Genomic DNA, 19301 nt, shown 5'->3' on the forward strand with positions numbered 1-19301 from the left:
GATGACAACGCCCGCGTCACTGAGAGCGGGCGTCGGTGTTGGCGTCTCATCGCGCGGCGGCGGCATGCGGATGAGCCTCCCGCATCAGCCCCGCCCTCGCACGACATGGGCGTCTTACGAGAACGACAGAAAAATCCCTGCGATCGTGGCGCTCATCAGGTTCGACAGCGTGGCGGCGATCACGACGCGCACACCGTAGCGGGCGACTTCCGAACGACGCTCCGGCGCCACCGCGCTGAACGCACCGGTGAGCACCGCAATCGATGCGAAATTCGCAAAACCGCACAGCGCGAACGAGACGATTGCGATGGTCTTCGGATCAAGCGCCGTCAACCCTGCTGCCGCCACCGAAGCCGCATCCTTGAGGTACGGCGACAGTCCGACATACGCGACGAACTCGTTGAGGATCATCTTCTGGCCGATGAAGTTCCCGGCAATGGCCGCGTCCTGCCAGGGCACGCCCATCATATAGGCGAGCGGCGAGAAGATGACGCCCAGGATCGATTGCAGTGTGATGTCGCCGTGACCGAACCAGCCGCCAATCCCGCCGACGATACCGTTGATCAGCGCGATCAGGCCGATGAACGCGATCAGCATGGCGCCGACCATCACCGCGATCTTCAGGCCGATCGTCGCACCCGAGCCGGCGGCTTCGATCACATTGGCCGGGCGCTTTTCGTCGAATTCGAGCGCGCCTTCGATCTCCACCGTCTTCACGCCGGCGGTCGGACACACGATCTTGGCGAACAGCAACCCGCCCGGCACGGCCATGAACGACGCAGCAAGCAGATATTCCATCCTGACGCCAAGGCCCGCGTAACCGGCCAGCACCGAACCGGCGATCGCGGCCATGCCGCTCGTCATCACCGCGAACAGCTCCGGTCCGCTCATCTGATAAACGAAGGGCTTGATCAACGCGGGCAACTCATTCTGACCCAGGAAAATCGTCGTCACGGCCGAAAACGACTCGAGCTTGCTGACACCGATGATGCGCTGGAAGATCGTGCCGAGGACGCTCACGATCCATCGCATGATGCCCAGGTAATACAGCACGGAAATCAACGCCGTCACAAAAATGATGATCGGCAGCACGCGCACGGCGAACACGAACCCGCCGCCGCCGAACAACTCGAACATCTTGTTGCTGTTCAGGCCGCCGAACAGGAACGACACGCCTTCGTTGCCGTATCCCAGCACATGATTGACGCCGTTGGCCGCCGCGGCCAGCGCCGATTTTCCGATCGGAACGAACAACACGAATGCGCCGATGGCGATCTGGCACAGGAGTGCCGAGATGACGACGCGATAGTTGATGCCTCGCCGATTGGTCGATACGAGGAACGCAATAATCAGCAGCAAAAGCATGCCGAGCAGGCTACGGACAATAATCATTCGATGACACCTGAATTCTTGTTGAAATGGCGGTGAAACGACAATGAGCCAGGACGGATGGCGGCCTGGCGTGCGAGGCGAATCCTGACCGAGCGAAAAGAATCGTGCAATGGGGGCCGCGCCTAGGTGTCGTACGCGCGAATGTGTACTAAGGGCGGCTGCACTCGAAGCTCGCCGCGGCGTTGATATCGCCTTTTCCGGTATACCGCGGGTACGCCGGATATCGGCAAAGCGGCCTCGATCGCCCTTTTGTCGCCGCCGCCGTGTCGACCGCGACGAGCCCTTCGGGCGCGACGCCATGGCTCGCCCATTCATCGAGAGCGCGCAAACCATCCCACGACGGGATGAACACGCCGTTGCCATGCTGATAGCCCGGCACCATATAGAGTCGCATCACGCCGTCGATCCGCGCCTGCCCGTAGCGATCGACGAGCGTCCGGTAAAACGCAATAGTCTGGTTCGGGCTGATCACTTCGTCAGCGAGACCCTGCATGGTGATGAGTTTTCCGCCCCGCACAATATATTCAGAGATGTCGGGGTCCATCGCTCCGACGGTTGCCGACAGGTCGATGAGTCTGCGCTGATAGCGGCCCGGCTCGAGCGGGTCGAACTCCATGCCCGACACCGTCTTGTCGCGAATCACGAAGTACTTGATATAGGCGTCGCCCTGCGCGAACAGATAGCCGTTCGCGGCGAAGGTCGGCGGCGCCACGAGCACGGGCGAATTGCCGAGCCCGAGGATGCCCGACATGTCCGTGCCTTCAAACACGTTGTAACCCGGATAGGTCCGCACGTTCCACGCGAGCGTGTACGGCAGCGTCATGCCATCGCGCAAGGTGGTCATCGTCGCGATCTGTGCGTCTGTCAGACACGGAGAGCCGGTCGAAGGTCGATGCGCGGCGGCCGGTTCCTGCGCTGCAGCGACGGCCTGCGCGGCCGGCGTAGACGTATCGAGGCTGAGGTCCGGAACGGATTGTTGCGGTGCGGGGACCGGAGGTGCGGCGATTGCGGACGCCTGCGACGATGGACCCGATGTACCCGATGCGCCCGATCTGCCCGGTGTACCCGATGTGCCCGACTGCGGTATCGGTGCCGCCGGCGTGATCGGCGGCCCGGGCCGCGGCACGCTCCCTGCGCGGCTCGCGGCGCTGCCGCCCCCGCCCGGGCATCGCAACGACGCAATCGTCTGCGCCTCGCGTGCCCGGCACGCTTCGACATTGCTGACGATCCCGTCCTGAGCGCCATCGAGCGCATCGCATTCTGCGAGCACGCGCGCGTGCACGAGCTTCTGCTTGTCGGGCGGCACAAAGCCATCGGTGCCCAGGTAGACGGCGCGGCCCACCAGCAGGCCAAACATCCGCACACCCGAAAAGTTGAGCGCGGGCGAGTTCGCGATCACCCCGTCATAGTCGATTGGATAACGCTCGATGGCCGTATAGCCTTCACGTCCGCCGGTCGACCCGCCTGCGTAATACATTTTCTCGGGGTCGCGACCGTAGACGATCCGCATCAGCCCAATCGCGACGTCGTGCGTCTTCTTGATGTGGCCGTACCCAAAATTCTCGACGGCTTCATCGTTGAGCGCGAATTCCGCACGCGACGCATTGCCGACGTGCCCCGTATCGGAACCGAACGTCACATAACCCAGGCTCAATGGCGCGCGTCCGCCCGCGTAGCTGACCACACCGGTTGCGCGCTGCACTTCACCGCTGTATCCGCCACCGCCCATCTGCAGCGCGCGGCCATTCCATTGAACCGGCAGATTCACCTCGAAACGGATATCGGGGGTATCGGTACGCAACGCCTTGATCGCGCCAGTGATGCGGCAATAGGTGCCATTCGTATTGCCCGGCTGGTCCGCGCTGACCATCCCCGCGCCATCGATGACGGCACCCTGCGTGGGCAAGCCGATCGCGCCGGGAGGCAGGATATGACCGGCCAGTGACGCGCATCGCGGCAGTGTGGTCTGCGTCCATTCGGCCGCCGGCGCCTGCCCTGCCGGCTGCGTTCCGAGGTCGCGGCACCCTTGCATGAAGCCGAGCACGGCTGTACACGCGACCAGCAGCCGGGCCGATCCGGGTGCGGCCGAGAACGGAAACGCCACACCTCGCATGCCGCACCGCTTGCCGGCCACGATCTGAAAGGTGAATAAACGAAAGAATTCGGCCGCCAGGCCGCGAGGACGCTCCGTCATGCGTGACACGTATACGCGAGACACGCATTGCACGCAAACGACAGGCCACGAAGGTTGGTCAGGCGCGCAACATTCTCCGGACAGCTTCGCGTGCGTGCATGCCAAGCCGCTGTCCGCGGTCGCGCATCTGCATACGCTGCCACATGACCGCCACGCCAATCACCCAGGCAATCGTTGCGACGTCGCCGGTGACAGCCATCGCGAAGCCCCGGCCGCCGTGAATCTCGCCGTGGCGCGTCAGCGTGTCGACCACCAGCGAAATGACCGTACCTGCAACAAAGCACACGAGGCCGGTACGCCCGACTGTCACGACGCCGCTCAGGCGCGCCGCGAGCCAGCGCACCGCACCGGCGCGCACCGCCACCGAGACGAGCCACGCGATCGCCGCGAAGTTGATCACGCGGACCAGCGACAAAGTCTGCTTCATGGCGCCGGGCAACGGCGCCGTAAAGACGAACACTCTCGCCGCAGCAAATGCGACAAAAGCGACCAGTGCGGCATAGGTCAGCACGCGAGCCGTATGCGAACGCGCGAACTCCTCGCTGACGGGCTGCAATCGCGTGACGATGCCCAGAACGAACATCGCCTGCCATGCGAACGGGTTAAAGCCCCAGTCCTGCGCATGCACGATCGGCACGAAAAAGACGAGCCACGGCGCCAGTACCCACACGAGCGCACTCACGGCGAGCGCCGTCGACGGCGACCGCTGTGCGAGCGGCACCATCAGCGGCACCATCAAGGCAAACGCAACGTACATCGGAAGCACGCTGGCGAGATAGGGTTGACGCCGGAACAATGCGATGTCGATCAGCTCGTGCACGGGGTGCGTGACAAACGGCCGCCACTCCATGATGTCGAGCATCGGCCGATTCATATCGAACAGCGCAAGCAAGCCGCCGCCAAGCAGCATCAGCAACGCCGTGAAGAGATAAGCGCGATAAATTTCGGCAGAACGCCTGAGAAAGCGGCCGATCGCTGCACGCTCGCCGTGGTGCGCGGCGACAGCACAAAACGCTGCGGCGGACGCGTAGCCACCGAGAAAAACGAACACTTCGGCCGAGTCGCAGAACGCGTATGCATGCAGCATGAAACGCGACAGAAAGCTCCCTGTAACGTGATCGAGCGCAATGATGATCAGGACCAGCCCGCGGAAGAAATCGACATCGATCGAACGTCCGGCTGCCATGTTCATCGCGCTGCCTCGCTGCGCAAGAGAGTCTGTGAATGGATACTGCGCGTGCCCGAAAATTCCCCGCCGAACGATAAAAGTGTATTGCCGGCAATTACGGAATCCGAAAGGTGCTTCAGTGACCGTTTTCGTCGATCGTTTTCGTCGACCAATAAGCTGCGATAAACGTGCCTGTATCAGGCACCGTTTGAGGGTATCGCGTCAAATAAAGATTGGCTTATCGGACGCAGCAGTTTTTGTAAAAAGAAATACTTCATTCGGTCGGCACGGCAATCGAGCGAATTCGCTATCCGACTTCTGCGATTCAATGTGCCATATCTTGCGACTCGCTTGTCCAACGCCCGTCAATCCGCTTTCAACCATGCGTTTGAAGAAAGCACATGCAAGCGGGCCTTATGCCGGAGTAGATAGAAAATCACCGTGAGGCAATCTGCGCCGGGCGATTGAATATCGGAGCGGAAACTGGCCAAAAATCGCCGATATGGGGACAGCGCGCACTGGTCACCCCGTTTTTACCGACACTGGTTATTTTCGGACAGGTCAAAGATACATAAGCTCCACGACTTAAAGGGTCGAAATCGCCACGCACTTACCCCGAGCGTGAAAGAAATCAGGCGGCACGATGCCGCCGAGCGAGCCCGACCCGCCGCCCCGCACACTTGCGCGAGGGCGAGTTTGGCAAGCGTTTATGGATATTCACGTCAACATCCATGGCCGGCAAGACCTGACCGGCCAGATCTATCGCCAGTTGCGCGAAGGTATTCTCGACGGCCGCCTGGCCGCCGGCATGCGTCTTCCCTCAACGCGCGAGCTCGCGCGTCAGCTCGGCGTCTCCCGCAAGACGACGCTCGACGTCTTTGACCGTCTGATCACCGAAGGCTATTTGCGCACGCGACCGGGCGATGGCACGTTCGTGGCCGATGGCCTTGCGCGAGTGTCGGTCGCCGAGGCATCGGGTGCTCCCCCCGGCAACGCACCGCTGCCCGTCTGGCAGAACATGAAAGTCGCGTTCTCGGCACCGGCCCTGGCCCGCCCTGCCGGCTCGCAGCGATACGACTTTTCGGGCGGCATGACCGACAAGTCGCAATTCCCGTTCGAGCACTGGCGCCGGAGCATCCATCACGCGCTGCGTGCGCAGATGCGCGGGCGCGCCGACTACGCGAGCCCGGCAGGCGAACAGGAATTGCGCGTCGCGATATCGCGCTACCTCGCCTATAGCCGCTCGGTCGTGAGCACATGGCAAGACGTGTTCGTGACGCACGGTGCGCAGCAAGCGCTTGATCTGCTCGCACGCGTGCTCGTCAAACCCGGCGACGTCGTTGCGGTCGAAGACCCGGGGTACCCGCCCGCGCGCGCGTGTCTCGAAGCACTCGGTGCGCGTGTGGTCGGCGTCCGAGTCGATGCGCAAGGACTCGTCGTCGATGAACTGCCGCGCGATGCGCGCCTGGTGTACGTGACCCCATCGCACCAGTTTCCGCTCGGCATGCCGATGAGCCTTGAACGCCGCGTGGCCCTGCTCGACTGGGCGCGGCGGCATCAGGCCATCGTCGTCGAAGACGACTATGACGGCGAGTTCCGCTTCGAAGGACGTCCGATGGAGTCGCTCAAGAGTCTCGACAGCGCGGGCCTCGTCGCCTATGTCGGTACGTTCTCGAAGACGATGTTTCCGGAGCTTCGCGTCGGCTATGTCGTACCTCCTGCATCGTTGCAAGCCGCGCTCGATACGGCCAAGAAAATCAGCGACTGGCATACGAACACGATGATGCAGACGGCCATTGCCAAGTTCATGCTCGACGGCGCATTCGCGAAGCATCTGCGCCGCATGCACCGGCTCTATGAACAGCGCCGCAACGTCGTCGTCGCCCATATGCGCGGACCGCTCGCGCGATGGCTCGAACCGATCTGTCCCGCCGCGGGCCTGCATCTGAGCGCGCGCCTGCGCGCGAATGTGCTGCCCGGCGTATCCGAAGCCGACATCATCGAAGCCGCCGCGGAGCATTCCGTCGGCCTCTATGGCCTGTCGATCTTTTACCGGGATCACAAACCGGAACGCGGTTTTGTATTCGGGTACGGGGGCCTGGCGACCGAGGCGATCGATGAAGCGCTCGGCACACTCGCGCGCGTGTTCGAAGCATTGGCGATGCAGACTCAGACAACGAAGACTGCTGCCTGAAGCAACGTGACGTAACGTGAAGGAACTTGAAGCAACTTCAAGGAACACCCCTTGCTCGACGCCTCCATGTCATCGCGCAACCGGATCTCTCCGGCGCGCCCCTTCGACTGTGAGGCTTCTCCATGGCAAGCAAGCAATCCCCCGCTTCAGGTAATTCAGGCAAGGCAGGCAAAGCGAACGCCGACCCCAAGCAGCAGGCGCTCGACACCGTACGCTCGCATCCGCAAGATCAGGCGCTGACGACCAACCAGGGCGTCAGGATTGCCGACAATCAAAATACCCTGCGCGCAGGCGCGCGCGGGCCATCTTTGCTCGAAGACTTCATCATGCGTGAAAAAATCACGCACTTCGACCACGAGCGGATTCCCGAACGGATCGTCCATGCGCGAGGCTCGGCTGCGCACGGCATCTTCGAAGTGTATGAGTCGATGGCCGAGTACACGAAGGCGGCCTTCCTGCAGGACCCGGCCGCGAAAACGCCTGTGTACGTGCGCTTTTCAACGGTGCAAGGCCCGCGGGGCTCCGCTGATACCGTGCGCGACGTGCGCGGATTTGCCGTGAAGTTCTATACGAGCGAAGGCAATTTCGATCTCGTCGGCAACAACATGCCCGTGTTCTTTATCCAGGACGCGTTCAAGTTTCCCGACTTCGTGCACGCGGTCAAACCCGAAGCCCCGAACGAGATGCCCACCGGCGGCTCTGCGCACGACACGTTCTGGGACTTCGTTTCGCTCGTGCCGGAGGCGACGCATATGGTGCTGTGGACCATGTCCGATCGCGCGATCCCGCGCAGCCTGCGCACGATGGAAGGCTTCGGCATTCACACCTTCCGCTTCGTCAATGCGCAGGGCAAGGGTCGCTTTATCAAGTTCCACTGGCGACCCGTCATCGGTTCCTATTCTCTGCTCTGGGATGAGGCACAGAAGATCGCGGGCAAGGACCCGGACTTCCATCGGCGCGATCTTTGGGAAGCGATCGAACGCGGCGACTATCCCGAGTTCGAACTCGGCGTGCAGATCATCGAAGAGTCCGACGAGCATGCGTTCGATTTCGACCTGCTCGATCCGACGAAGCTCGTGCCCGAGGAGCTGGTTCCGGTCAAAATCATCGGCAAGCTCACCTTGAATCGAAACCCCGACAATTTCTTCGCCGAGACCGAACAAGTCGCCTTCCATCCGGGGCATATCGTGCCGGGCATCGACTTCTCGAACGATCCGCTGCTGCAAGGCCGGCTCTTCTCATACACCGATACGCAGATCAGCCGTCTCGGCGGACCGAACTTCCACGAGATCCCGATCAATCGCCCGCTCGCCCCGGTTGCCAACAATCAACGCGATGCCATGCATCGTCAGACGATCCACGTCGGTCAGGCCTCGTACGAGCCCAACTCGACGAGCGGCGGCTGGCCGAAGGAAACGGCGCCGGCCGCATCGGGTGGCGGCTTCGCGAGTTATCCCGAGCGCGTCGAAGGCACCAAGGTCCGCGTACGAAGCGAGTCGTTTGCGGATCACTTTTCTCAGGCCGCCCTGTTCTATCAAAGCATGTCCGACGTCGAGAAAGCGCATATCGCCGCGGCCTATCAGTTCGAACTCGGCAAAGTCACGAAGCAGGAGATCCGCGCGCGCGTCGTCAACGACATACTCGCGCATTTCGATATCGGTCTGGCCAGGGAAGTCGCACAAGGTCTGGGCCTGCCCGCGCCTTCGGGCAACGGCACGAAACCGTCGAAACCCGGCAAGTCCCCCGCGCTGAGTCTGCTCAATCGCGTCGTACCGGGCGTGCGCTCCCGCAAGGTCGCCATCGTGGCAGCGCCGGGCGCGGACACGAAGTCGATCGATACCATCGCGAGTGCGCTCAGATCGCTGGGCGCGACACCGTTGCTGATCGCGCCGACGCTTGCACCGATCGGTGATCTCGTCCCCGAGGCGACCATTGCGGGCATGCCGTCGATCATGTTCGACGCGATCTTTATCGCCGATGGTGCGCAGAGCGCCAAGGTGCTCAGCAGTTCAGGCGATGCGCGCCACTTCGTGCTCGAGGCATTCAAGCACCTCAAAGCCATCGGCGCGATCGGCGCCGGCGTCGACGTCATCACGTCGGCCCACCTTCCACCGGATGCGGATGGCGTCGCAGTCGGAACGTCGGCCGAGGCCAAACGCGTGGTCGACGCATTCGTCGAGGCGGCCGGGCAGCATCGCGTGTGGTCGCGCGCCGCGGTGGCTGCCACCGTGCCGGCCTAGCGCAGCGGGCTTGCTCCGGCGAACGCCGCGCAACATGCATCACCGATGCATCGATGCGCGGCGCCGGCCCCGACGACGTATCGCGGGACGCACGTCGAGGGCCGGCGACGGCGCGGTAGCCGGCCGCTCAGGGCATCGGCTTGTCACACCCGCCGGGCGTGTTCCGCCGCGCAACACACACTTCGTTGCTCGTCATTTATACCGCTCTGAACCTGTGCTAGTGTCGCTACAGAAAAAATTGCGCCCTCCCACAAGGCGCCCTTACCGGCACAGCACACATGTTCTATCGACGTTATCTGGCGTTCTGGGGTGCGCTTATTGCGCTCGCCGCATGCATTGCGCTCGCAGCAACACACCGAATTGCATGGGCATGGCCGCTGATCCCCACCCTGTTTGTCCTGCTCGGCATTTATGACCTGATCCAGGCGCGGCACAGCATCTTGCGCAACTACCCGCTCTGGGGCCATTTCCGTTTCATGTTCGAATTCATCCGACCTGAAATCCGCCAGTACTTCGTCGAAGGCGACACCGAGGAGCGACCCTTCTCCCGCGCGCAACGCAGCATCGTCTATCAACGCGCGAAGAACGATCCCGACAGCCGGCCCTACGGCACCGAACTCGACGTCAAGGAAGTCGCTCACGAATTCCTGAGCCACTCGATCGCGCCGACGCATCTCGACTCGGCGGACTTCCGCATCGTGGTCGGCCCGCAGCGCGCGCAGCCGTACTCGATGTCGATCTTCAATATCTCAGCGATGAGCTTTGGCGCGTTGTCGGCCAATGCGATCCTTGCGCTGAATCTCGGCGCGAAAAAAGGGAACTTCGCGCACGACACGGGTGAGGGTTCGATGTCGAAGTACCACCGGCAGCACGGTGGCGACATCATCTGGGAAATCGGCTCAGGGTACTTCGGGTGCCGCAACGACGATGGCACGTTCAACGCCGAGGCTTTCACGCGTCAGGCCGCGGAGCCTCAGGTCAAGATGATCGAGATCAAGCTGTCGCAAGGCGCCAAGCCCGGTCACGGTGGTGTGCTGCCCGCAGCAAAGATCACGGCGGAAATCGCCGCGACACGCGGTGTGCCGATGGGCCGCGACTGCGTCTCGCCCGCGTCGCACTCGGCGTTCTCGACGCCGTGCGAATTGCTCGAGTTCGTCGACCGCCTGCGCAACCTGTCCGGCGGCAAACCCACTGGCTTCAAGCTCTGTATTGGCCACCCGTGGGAATTCTTCGGCATTGCGAAAGCGATGCTTGAAACAGGCATCCTGCCGGACTTTATCGTCGTCGACGGCGCGGAAGGCGGCACAGGCGCCGCACCGCTCGAATTTGCCGATCACATCGGCGTGCCGCTGCAGGAAGGCCTCCTGCTCGTGCACAACACGCTCGTGGGCGTGGGACTGCGCGAAAAGATCCGCATCGGCGCGAGCGGCAAGATCATCACCGCGTTCGATATTGCACGCACGCTGGCCATCGGCGCCGATTGGGTCAATTCCGCGCGCGGCTTTATGTTCGCCGTCGGCTGCATCCAGGCACAAACTTGCCACTCGGGCCGCTGCCCGACCGGTGTCGCGACTCAGGACCCCGTGCGTCAGCGCGCGCTTGTGCCTGCAGATAAGTCCGATCGGGTGCACAGCTTCCACGACAACACGCTCAAGGCCCTCAAGGAAATCATCCAGGCAGCGGGCCTGCGTCACCCGGCCGAACTCCGTTCGCACCATATCGTGCGGCGCGTGTCATCGCACGAAGTGCAACTGTTGTCGGATCTGCTCAAATATCTTGAGCCCGGCGACCTGCTTCACGGCAACTACCGCTACCGGCTTTACGAGCAATGGTGGCCGATTGCAAGCGCGCATACGTTCTCGCCGAGAGCCGAACTCGCTGTAGCGTAATCCCCTCCCACGCCATGCGGGCATGGCCGATGCTGATCCAACACCATAGGACGTCGATTTCCTGACGTCCGGTGTGTCCTTGATTTCGACTCTGTCGTTCAAAAAGGGAGATCAGCATGACAACGACTTCTCACGCTCCGCCCAACGCTTCGACTCGCTCTTCTTCGCATGCCGGCATTATCGGCAAGGGGTCGCGCGTGCCCACGAGCGCGGGCCCCGGCCCCGATCTGATGACTAGTGCAACACTGGAAGGCAACACGGTGTTGAGTTCGGATGGACACGACGTCGGCACGATCAAGGAGATCATGCTTGACGTCCGAAGCGGTCGGGTCGCGTATGCAGTGCTGTCCAGCGGCGGCTTTCTCGGCGTCGGCGACGAATTGCGCGCTATTCCATGGTCTGCGCTCACGCTTGATACAGATCGCAAGTGCTTTCTCATCGGGGTTCGCGCCGAGCGCGTCAAGGCAGCGCCGAGCTTCGACAAACAACATTGGCCACTGATGGCAGACGCGTCGTGGAGCGCAGGCGTGCATCAGTACTATGAGACGGAACCCTACTGGACCATTGGCGCTTCAGGCGACACCGGCCCCGGTGCCCCTCTGTAGGTGACGAATGGCGCGACCCCGATGCGGCGTCGCGCCATTTCAGGCAACCCTGACATAGGCCGCGGCCCTATTTCGCGCCGCGGCTCCATGTCCACTGGGTGATCTCTTCCGGATCCATGCCCTCGGCATGGGCATATTCAAGGCTTCGCACGATCTGGTCTTTAAGCCATTCCTTTGCATGCGCCCCTGTTTCGCGTAGCGACGGCGTGCGGTCGATCACATCCATCGCCACGCTGAAGCGATCGATCCGGTTAATGATCGCGAGTTCGAGCGGCGTATTGATACTGCCCTGCTCGCGATATCCATGAACGTGGAAATTGCCGTGATTGGCGCGGTTGTAGATAAATTTATGTATCAGCGTCGGATACGAATGGAAGTTGAAGATCACGGGCTTGTCCTGCGTAAACAGCGAATCGAAATCGCGATCGGAGAGTCCGTGCGGATGACCGGTTTCAGGCATCAGGCGGAACAGGTCGACGACGTTGACGAATCGGATTTTGAGCTCGGGAAAGAACTGCCGCAGGATTTCCACAGCGGCTAGTGCCTCCATGGTCGGGATATCTCCGGCGCACGCCACGACAACGTCGGGCGATTTGCCGCGGTCGGTCGAGGCCCATTCCCAGATGCCGATACCCTTGGCGCAGTGGGTCGCTGCGCTCTCCTTGTCGAGGTATTGAAGGTGCGGCTGCTTGTCGGCCACGATGACGTTGACGTAGTCGCGTGAACGCAGACAGTGATCGGCGACGCTCAGCAGGCAATTCGCATCGGGAGGCAGATAGATACGCACGACATCCGGCGTCTTGTTGGCGACGACATCGAGAAACCCGGGGTCCTGATGCGTGAATCCGTTGTGATCCTGACGCCAGACGAGCGACGTGATCAGCAGATTCAGCGATGGGATCGGCGCACGCCAGCCGAGTTCGTTCTTCGCTTTTTCAAGCCACTTCGCGTGCTGATTGAACATCGAATCGATGACATGGACGAAGGCCTCATAGGTCGCAAGCAAGCCGTGTCGTCCGGTCAGCGTGTAGCCCTCGAGCCAGCCTTCGAGCGTGTGCTCGCTGAGCATCTCCATCACGCGTCCGTCGGGCGACAGCGCACCGCCGTCGTCATCTTCGGGCAGGCGCTCGGCGAGCCATGTCTTCGCCGAGGCTTCGTAGATCGGCGTGAGTTTGTTGCTCGATGCCTCGTCGGGACTGAACACGCGGAACTGCGTCATGTTGCGCTTCATGACGTCGCGCAGGAACGTCGCAAGAATCTCGGTGTTGCTCGTATAGCGTGAGCCCGGTGCATCGACCTTGCACGCGTAGTCACCGAATGCCGGCATATCGAGCGGATGGCGCAGCGCGCCGCCGTTCGCATGCGGATTCGCGGCGATACGGCGCGTGCCGACCGGTGCAAGCTCGCGCAGCGTCTCGATCAATCGGCCGCGTTCGTCGAACAATTCGCCGGGGTCATAGCCGCGCATCCAGGCTTCGACGATGCGCAAATGCGCTTTATTCGTTGCAGGGTCGAGCACCGGCACCTGATGCGCGCGCCACGAACCTTCGATGCGATGCCCGTCGGCCTCGGCCGGGCCCGTCCAGCCTTTGGGCGAGCGCAGGATGATCATGGGCCAGCGCGGACGGGTCGTATCGCCCGTCGAGCGCGCATGACGCTGGATCTCGCGAATTCGCGCGATACACGTGTCCAGCGTACGCGCCATCTGCTGATGCATCCGCTCAGGGATGTGTCCCTCGACAACATGCGCTTCATAGCCGTAGCCCGTCATCAGCGCCATGAGTTCTTCGCGCGGGATACGCGCAAGAATCGTGGGGTTGGCGATCTTGTAGCCGTTCAAATGCAGGATCGGCAATACGGCGCCATCGCGGACCGGATTCAGGAATTTGTTCGAATGCCACGACGTCGCCAGCGGTCCGGTCTCGGCCTCGCCGTCGCCCACCATCGCAGCGACGATCAGATCGGGATTGTCGAATGCCGCACCAAACGCGTGGGACAAGCTGTAGCCAAGCTCGCCGCCCTCATGGATCGACCCCGGTGTCTCAGGGGTGCAATGCGAGCCAATGCCGCCCGGAAACGAAAACTGCTGGAAAAAACGGAGCATGCCCGCTTCGTCGGGACTGCGGTCCGGGTAGATTTCGGAGTAGTGGCCTTCGAGATACGCATGGGCCAGCGTCGCTGGTGCGCCATGCCCCGGACCGGAAATAAACATGACGTCGAGGTCTTGCTCGCGAATGGCGCGACTGAGATGCGTGAGGACGAACGACTGGCCTGGATCGGAGCCCCAGTGCCCGAGCAAACGACGCTTGAAATGCTCGGGCTTGAGCGGTTCGCGGAGCAGCGGGTTCGCACGCAAATACAACATGCCCGCGCACAGATAGTTGCACGCGCGCCAGAACGCATCGATGCGCCAGAGCGCGTCCGCGCTCAGGGGTCCACTTTCCGGTCCGCTTTCCGGCCCTCCTCCGGCCCCGCTTCCGTTCGAATCCGGCTGTTGCGCACCCTTTCGGGCCAAAGCACTCGCGTGTTCCATCGTGGACTCCTTGGGTTAGGCGCGGGCGCGTCAGGCCCGAGCGCTCAAGGCAGGCAAGCACCGGGCCTGACCGAGCGATGTCGCTAAAGATTCATGCGCGTAAATTTTGGTAACAATTCAAAGCCTACAACTCCATTACAGCGCCTTGCGATTGGCGGGCGCATTCGTAACAATCCGCCCGCGGCCAAATTGCGTCTCGAATTCAGTCTTGTGACTGAATGTTTGGTTCCGTAGCAGGCGCGGATACAGATCGACCGAGCCCGTCTGCACTTCATAGCCAGCCACGCGCACCCGCGCGCCATCTCAGGGTGCCGCCAGCCAGCCACTTTCTTACCGCACGAATCGATCGTGCGTGGCTACGCGCATCGTTGCGCACCGACTGGACCGGTCCTGCTATGAAGTTGTCAAAAAAACCTATCGCACTCGCACTCGTTTCCACGTTCGCCGGCTCGCTTTCCATGGCCGGCACCGCCTACGCACAAGTCTCGGCGCCGACATCCGCGCCCGACGCTGCCCAGTCGCGTCCGCAAGCCGCCACCGCCCTGCTCGCGCAGAACGCCACCGACGCACAATCGACACAATCGACACAATCGGCACAACCCGCGCAGCCCGCTAAGTCCGCGGCAAAGCCTGCCGAAGAAACGCTGCCCGCCGTCAATGTGACGGGCGACCGCGACACGCAGACCTTCCAGGCCGAGACGTCGACCGTCGGCGCCAAGGTGCCGACGGCATTGCGCGACATCCCGCAGCAGGTCACCGTCATCAATCGTTCGCTGCTCGAGTCGCAAGGCGCGACGTCGTTCCAGGACGCGCTGCGCAATGCACCCGGCGTGACCATCGGTGCGGCCGAAGGCGGCACGATCGGCAACAACGTCAACCTGCGCGGCTTTACCGCACGCACGGACATTTACCTCGACGGCTTCCGCGATCGCGGCCAGTACTATCGCGACACCTTCGACCTGGAATCGATCGAAGTGCTGTACGGCCCGTCGTCGATGCTGTTCGGCCGCGGGTCGACAGGCGGCGTGATCAATCAGGTCAGCAAGCAGGCGCAGCTCACGCCGGTCTCGGAAGTCTCGGGCACCATCGGCTCCAACGATCGCTACCGGACCACGGTCGATCTCGACAGGCCATTGTCGGACACGTCCGCATTCCGTATCAATGCGTTTGGTCAAAGCATGGGCTCGACGCGTGACGTGGAAAAGAACAAGGACTTCGGCTTTGCACCGGAAGTCCGCTTCGGCATCGGCACGCCGACCGAAGTGACGCTGTCGGCCTTGATCCAGCACAACGACGACCAGCCCGATTACGGCGTGCAGTCGATCAACGGTCACCCGGCCCCGGTCGACAAGGGCACGTTCTACGGTCAGTCGACCGACCGCACCATTCAGGACACGGAAATCGTCTCGGGTCGCATCACGCACCACTTCAACGACAGCGTGACGCTGCGCGACCAGCTGCAGTATTCGCACTACACGGTCGACGCACGCGAAACGGCGGCGCAGAGCGTGCTCACCGGCCCGCTCCCCACCAGCACGGCCCTGACCAACGGCAACTTCACGAACCTGCCGCTGTCGGACCTGTACATCAAGCTGCAGTCGCATGACCGCGTGATCACCGACTCGTCGCTGTACAACACGACGGACCTGATCTCGAAGTTCAACACCGGCTGGATCAAGCACGAGCTCATCACCGGTATTGAAATCGGGCACGACAACTACACGAACCAGTCGTACACGCGGAACAATCTGCCGATCGTCTCGCTCATCGATCCGCAGATCACAGCGTGGAACCAGGCGACGTCACCCGAGGTCGCGGGCAATTACGCCAACGCGGGGGCCAACAGCCTTGGCATTTATGCCAACGACACCATCTCGCTCGGCGAGCACTGGAAAGTCGTCGGCGGCGTGCGCTGGGACCACTATCAGGCCGAGATTTCGAACTCGATCAGCGCACCGACCTACGCTTCGCAAACCAACGACTTCACGAGCGTACGTGGCGGCGTGATCTGGCAACCGACCGATACGCAGTCGTACTACGCGTCGTATGGCACGTCGTTCGACCCGTCGCTCGAAACGCTGACGGTCACCGCCGGCCAGCAGAATCTGGCTCCGGAAAAGAACCGCTCGTATGAAGTCGGTGCGAAATGGGACCTGCTCGACGGCAATCTGTCGGTCACGTCGTCGTTGTTCCAGATCGAACAGACGAATTCGCGTACTGCGGTCGAGACAGGTGTCTATGCGTTGACGGGCGATATTCGAGTCAACGGCTTCCAGACGGGCATCTCGGGCAAGATTACCGATAAGTGGCAGGTCTACGGCGGTTATACCTACCTCGACGGCCTCGTCGTCAAGGCAAGCGACGGCACGCAAGGCCATACGCCGGCCAACACGCCGCGCAATACCGTCACGCTGTGGACCACTTACGATCCGTTCAGCCATTGGGAAATCGGTGGCGGCCTGACGTACCTGTCGTCGCGTTATGCAGCGAACACGAACTATGTCGAAGTGGGCGGCTACACGCGTTGGGATGCGACCATCGCCTATCGCCAGCCGAAATACGACATTCGTGTGAACCTGCTGAACCTGACCAACAAGTACTACTACGACGCGCTGATTCCGTCGGACGGCGGTCGCGCGGTTCCGGGTATCGGCCGCACGGTGCTGGTCACCGGCACGTATCGGTTCTGATCGAGCGCTGGATTGGGGGGCAGGATTGCAGGGTTTGATTCTTGCCCCTGACTGGCGTCTTCGGTTGAGCGCACGGATTGAGGGCTTCGACGAAGGCCCTTGATCACCGATGTCGATCGAACCCGAGGCTCCGCTTCACCGAAGTGGGGCCTCGAATCGGGATTCGACCCTTTGTGCCCGCATCAATCGCGTCGCGCCGATCTGTGACCTCCGTCACACTCATCACACTCATCACGCGCTTCACATCCCCTGCGTTTGTTGTATCCGCTGCGTCCATAGCGTCCGCTGCGCTCAATGCAATCGTTCAAGTGGTTGCATATGCAAGGGCCTCCGATACGTAACTGTCACGCATACATATCGCCGATAACCGCATCGGCAATGCGTTGACACTTCCCTTTCCTGTCGCTCCGCAACAACGTCGCAAAAGGCGCGTTAGCCCACGCTCTGCGTGGGGTTATCGCGCGCTCTGCCCTGTCGCACCGCAGTTGTGACACAAGTGTGAAGTATTGCTGCCACGCTAAGCAGACAGTGTTAACCAGTATGCGCACTGCAACTGTCAAACGCTCTCTCTAGACTTTCGCTCCGGTACACACCCCGGAGAGATCAATGAAAAAATATTCGCTCATGCTGGCTGCGTCGGGCGCGCTCATCGCCACGACCGCACACGCTCAAAGTTCGGTCACGCTGTATGGTTTGATCGACGCGGGCTTCGCGTACACGAACAACGTGTTCAAGAGCGCGACTTCGCACGGCGGCCTGTTCCAGGCCACGAGCGGTAACATCAACGGCAGCCGTTTCGGCTTGCGCGGCACGGAAGATCTCGGCGGCGGTCTGAGCGCGATCTTCGTGTTGGAAAACGGCTTCAACGTTCAGAACGGCAAGGAAGGTCAGGACAGCCGTCTGTTCGGCCGTCAAGCGTTTGTCGGTCTGAGCAGCACGCAGTACGGTGCCCTCACGCTCGGTCGTCAATACGACTCGCTCGTCGACTTCGTCGCACCGCTGTCGGCCACGGCCGGCACGTTTGGCGATACCGACTTTGCCCACCCGTTCGACAACGACAACTTGAACCACTCGTTGCGCATGAGCAACTCGGTCAAGTACACGAGCGTCGACTATGCGGGCTTCAAGTTCGGTGGCTTGTACGCGTTCTCGAACAGCACGGACTTCGCGATCAATCGTGCATACAGCGCGGGTGCAAGCTACAACTGGGGCCCGTTGAAGGTCGCAGCCGGCTACTTGCAGATCAATGGTTCGAACAGCACGACGAACACGGGCGGTGCAGTCGATACGGCTGAATCGAGCGCAAGCGGCCAGGGCGGCTTCGTGATCGGCGCAGGTACGCAACGCACGTTCGGCGGCGCTGCGAACTACGCGATCGGACCGGCACTCGTGGGCTTCGTCTACACGCACTCGCAGTTCACGAACTCGACGTCGTTCGGCTCGGCACACGGCGACGTGTCGTTCAACAACTATGAATTGAACGGCAAGTACAACCTGACGCCGGCTGTCACGTTCGGTCTGGCCTATGTCTACACGGACGGCCACGTCGACAACAACGGTCCGCGCGGCGACGATCCGAAGTGGTCGCAGATCGAAGCGCAAGCCATCTACGCGTTCTCGAAGCGCACCGACGTCTATATCGAAGGCATCTATCAGCACGCCATCGGTCAAGGCTACGTCGCGTTCATCAATGGTTCGGGCGGCGCATCGTCGACCGACAACCAGGTCGTCGCAACGATCGGCATGCGTCACCGCTTCTAAGCATCCTTCGCATGAAGAGGTCGGGTGCAACCTGCCTGACCTGACGCGCGGTGTGGCGTATCCGTTACGACACACCGCGCGCCGCACTGCAACATAGTATCTGACCCGCTATGCTGTCCCTAATCCCCGACGCCGTGGCGCCTGTTGCGCCGTGACGGGACGGGGTACCCGTTGCTCACACTCGCAAACGCACACCATGAAAACACGTCATATCGTTCACGCTCTCGGCGCGTCCCTGCTCGTGCTGTCGATCGGCGCTGCGCATGCGCAGGCATCCGATGCCACCGCCGCCTCGACCCCGGCAGCTCCGTCCGCCAAGGCGGGCAAGAAGCAGGTCCGCGCTGCGAACCGCACCCTTGCGAAGGCTGTCCGCAAGGCGCTCTACAGCACGAAGGGCCTCGTCGCAAGCAACATCACGGTTCTCGCACGCAGCGGCGTTGTCACGCTGAACGGCACGGTGCCCGAGCAAGGTCAGGTCGACCTCGCAGGCCAGGCCGCGCAAGGCGTCAGCGGCGTGACGTCAGTGAAGAACAACGTGCAGCTCTATCAAAAGAACTAAGCACGCCGCAGGCACTCACGGAGGCTCGCAAGCCTTTGCGCATGCGAACCTCCGGCTGATCGCAGCAACCCGGACA

11 protein-coding genes are annotated in these 19301 nt (G+C 62.0%); 7 read left to right on the forward strand and 4 right to left on the reverse strand.

Features of this window, described 5'->3' with window-relative positions:
* Positions 1-114: 114 nt before the first annotated feature.
* The 3 genes from ACMFWR_RS12765 to opgC all read right to left on the reverse strand — a co-directional run bounded on the left by ACMFWR_RS12765 (position 115) and on the right by opgC (position 4778).
* A complete protein-coding gene (locus ACMFWR_RS12765) occupies positions 115-1392 on the reverse strand; it encodes a NupC/NupG family nucleoside CNT transporter (protein ID WP_413192019.1) in 1278 nt (425 codons plus the stop codon).
* A 148-nt stretch (positions 1393-1540) separates the two neighbouring features.
* A complete protein-coding gene (locus ACMFWR_RS12770; RefSeq protein WP_413192020.1) occupies positions 1541-3586 on the reverse strand; it encodes a tannase/feruloyl esterase family alpha/beta hydrolase in 2046 nt (681 codons plus the stop codon).
* A 58-nt stretch (positions 3587-3644) separates the two neighbouring features.
* Complete coding sequence (gene opgC, locus ACMFWR_RS12775; RefSeq protein ID WP_413192021.1) at positions 3645-4778, reverse strand: OpgC domain-containing protein; 1134 nt, start codon at positions 4776-4778, stop codon at positions 3645-3647.
* 685 nt (positions 4779-5463) lie between these two features.
* Here opgC and ACMFWR_RS12780 point away from each other — a divergent pair.
* From ACMFWR_RS12780 to ACMFWR_RS12795, 4 genes are all read left to right on the forward strand, one after another.
* Positions 5464-6948, forward strand: coding sequence for a PLP-dependent aminotransferase family protein (locus ACMFWR_RS12780; protein ID WP_413192022.1), 1485 nt, complete (start codon positions 5464-5466; stop codon positions 6946-6948).
* A gap of 122 nt (positions 6949-7070) precedes the next feature.
* Entirely contained in the window at positions 7071-9188 is a 2118-nt protein-coding gene (gene katE / locus ACMFWR_RS12785; protein ID WP_413192023.1) for a catalase HPII, read from the forward strand.
* A 278-nt stretch (positions 9189-9466) separates the two neighbouring features.
* A complete protein-coding gene (locus tag ACMFWR_RS12790; RefSeq protein ID WP_413192024.1) occupies positions 9467-11077 on the forward strand; it encodes an FMN-binding glutamate synthase family protein in 1611 nt (536 codons plus the stop codon).
* A gap of 116 nt (positions 11078-11193) precedes the next feature.
* Positions 11194-11682: a PRC-barrel domain-containing protein gene (locus ACMFWR_RS12795; protein ID WP_413192025.1), complete on the forward strand. Its 489-nt coding sequence runs from the start codon at positions 11194-11196 to the stop codon at positions 11680-11682.
* Positions 11683-11749: 67 nt separating this feature from the next.
* Here the strand turns inward: ACMFWR_RS12795 and ACMFWR_RS12800 are convergent, their stop codons facing one another.
* Positions 11750-14215 (reverse strand): phosphoketolase, encoded by a 2466-nt coding sequence (locus ACMFWR_RS12800; protein WP_413192026.1) that lies wholly within the window; start codon positions 14213-14215, stop codon positions 11750-11752.
* Positions 14216-14673: 458 nt separating this feature from the next.
* Here ACMFWR_RS12800 and ACMFWR_RS12805 point away from each other — a divergent pair, with 458 nt between their 5' ends.
* The 3 genes from ACMFWR_RS12805 (at position 14674) to ACMFWR_RS12815 (ending at position 19225) form a co-directional block, all read left to right on the forward strand.
* Positions 14674-16905, forward strand: a complete 2232-nt coding sequence (locus ACMFWR_RS12805; protein ID WP_413194880.1) for a TonB-dependent siderophore receptor — start codon at positions 14674-14676, stop codon at positions 16903-16905.
* 606 nt (positions 16906-17511) lie between these two features.
* Positions 17512-18666 carry a porin gene (locus ACMFWR_RS12810; protein ID WP_413192027.1) on the forward strand — a complete coding sequence of 385 codons (1155 nt, stop codon included), beginning with the start codon at positions 17512-17514 and terminating at the stop codon, positions 18664-18666.
* Between the two features lie 196 nt (positions 18667-18862).
* Positions 18863-19225, forward strand: coding sequence for a BON domain-containing protein (locus tag ACMFWR_RS12815; RefSeq protein ID WP_413192028.1), 363 nt, complete (start codon positions 18863-18865; stop codon positions 19223-19225).
* The last annotated feature ends 76 nt before the right edge of the window (positions 19226-19301 follow it).

This window comes from Pararobbsia alpina, from assembly GCF_965118125.1.
GTDB classification, from domain to species: Bacteria; Pseudomonadota; Gammaproteobacteria; order Burkholderiales; family Burkholderiaceae; genus Pararobbsia; species Pararobbsia alpina_A.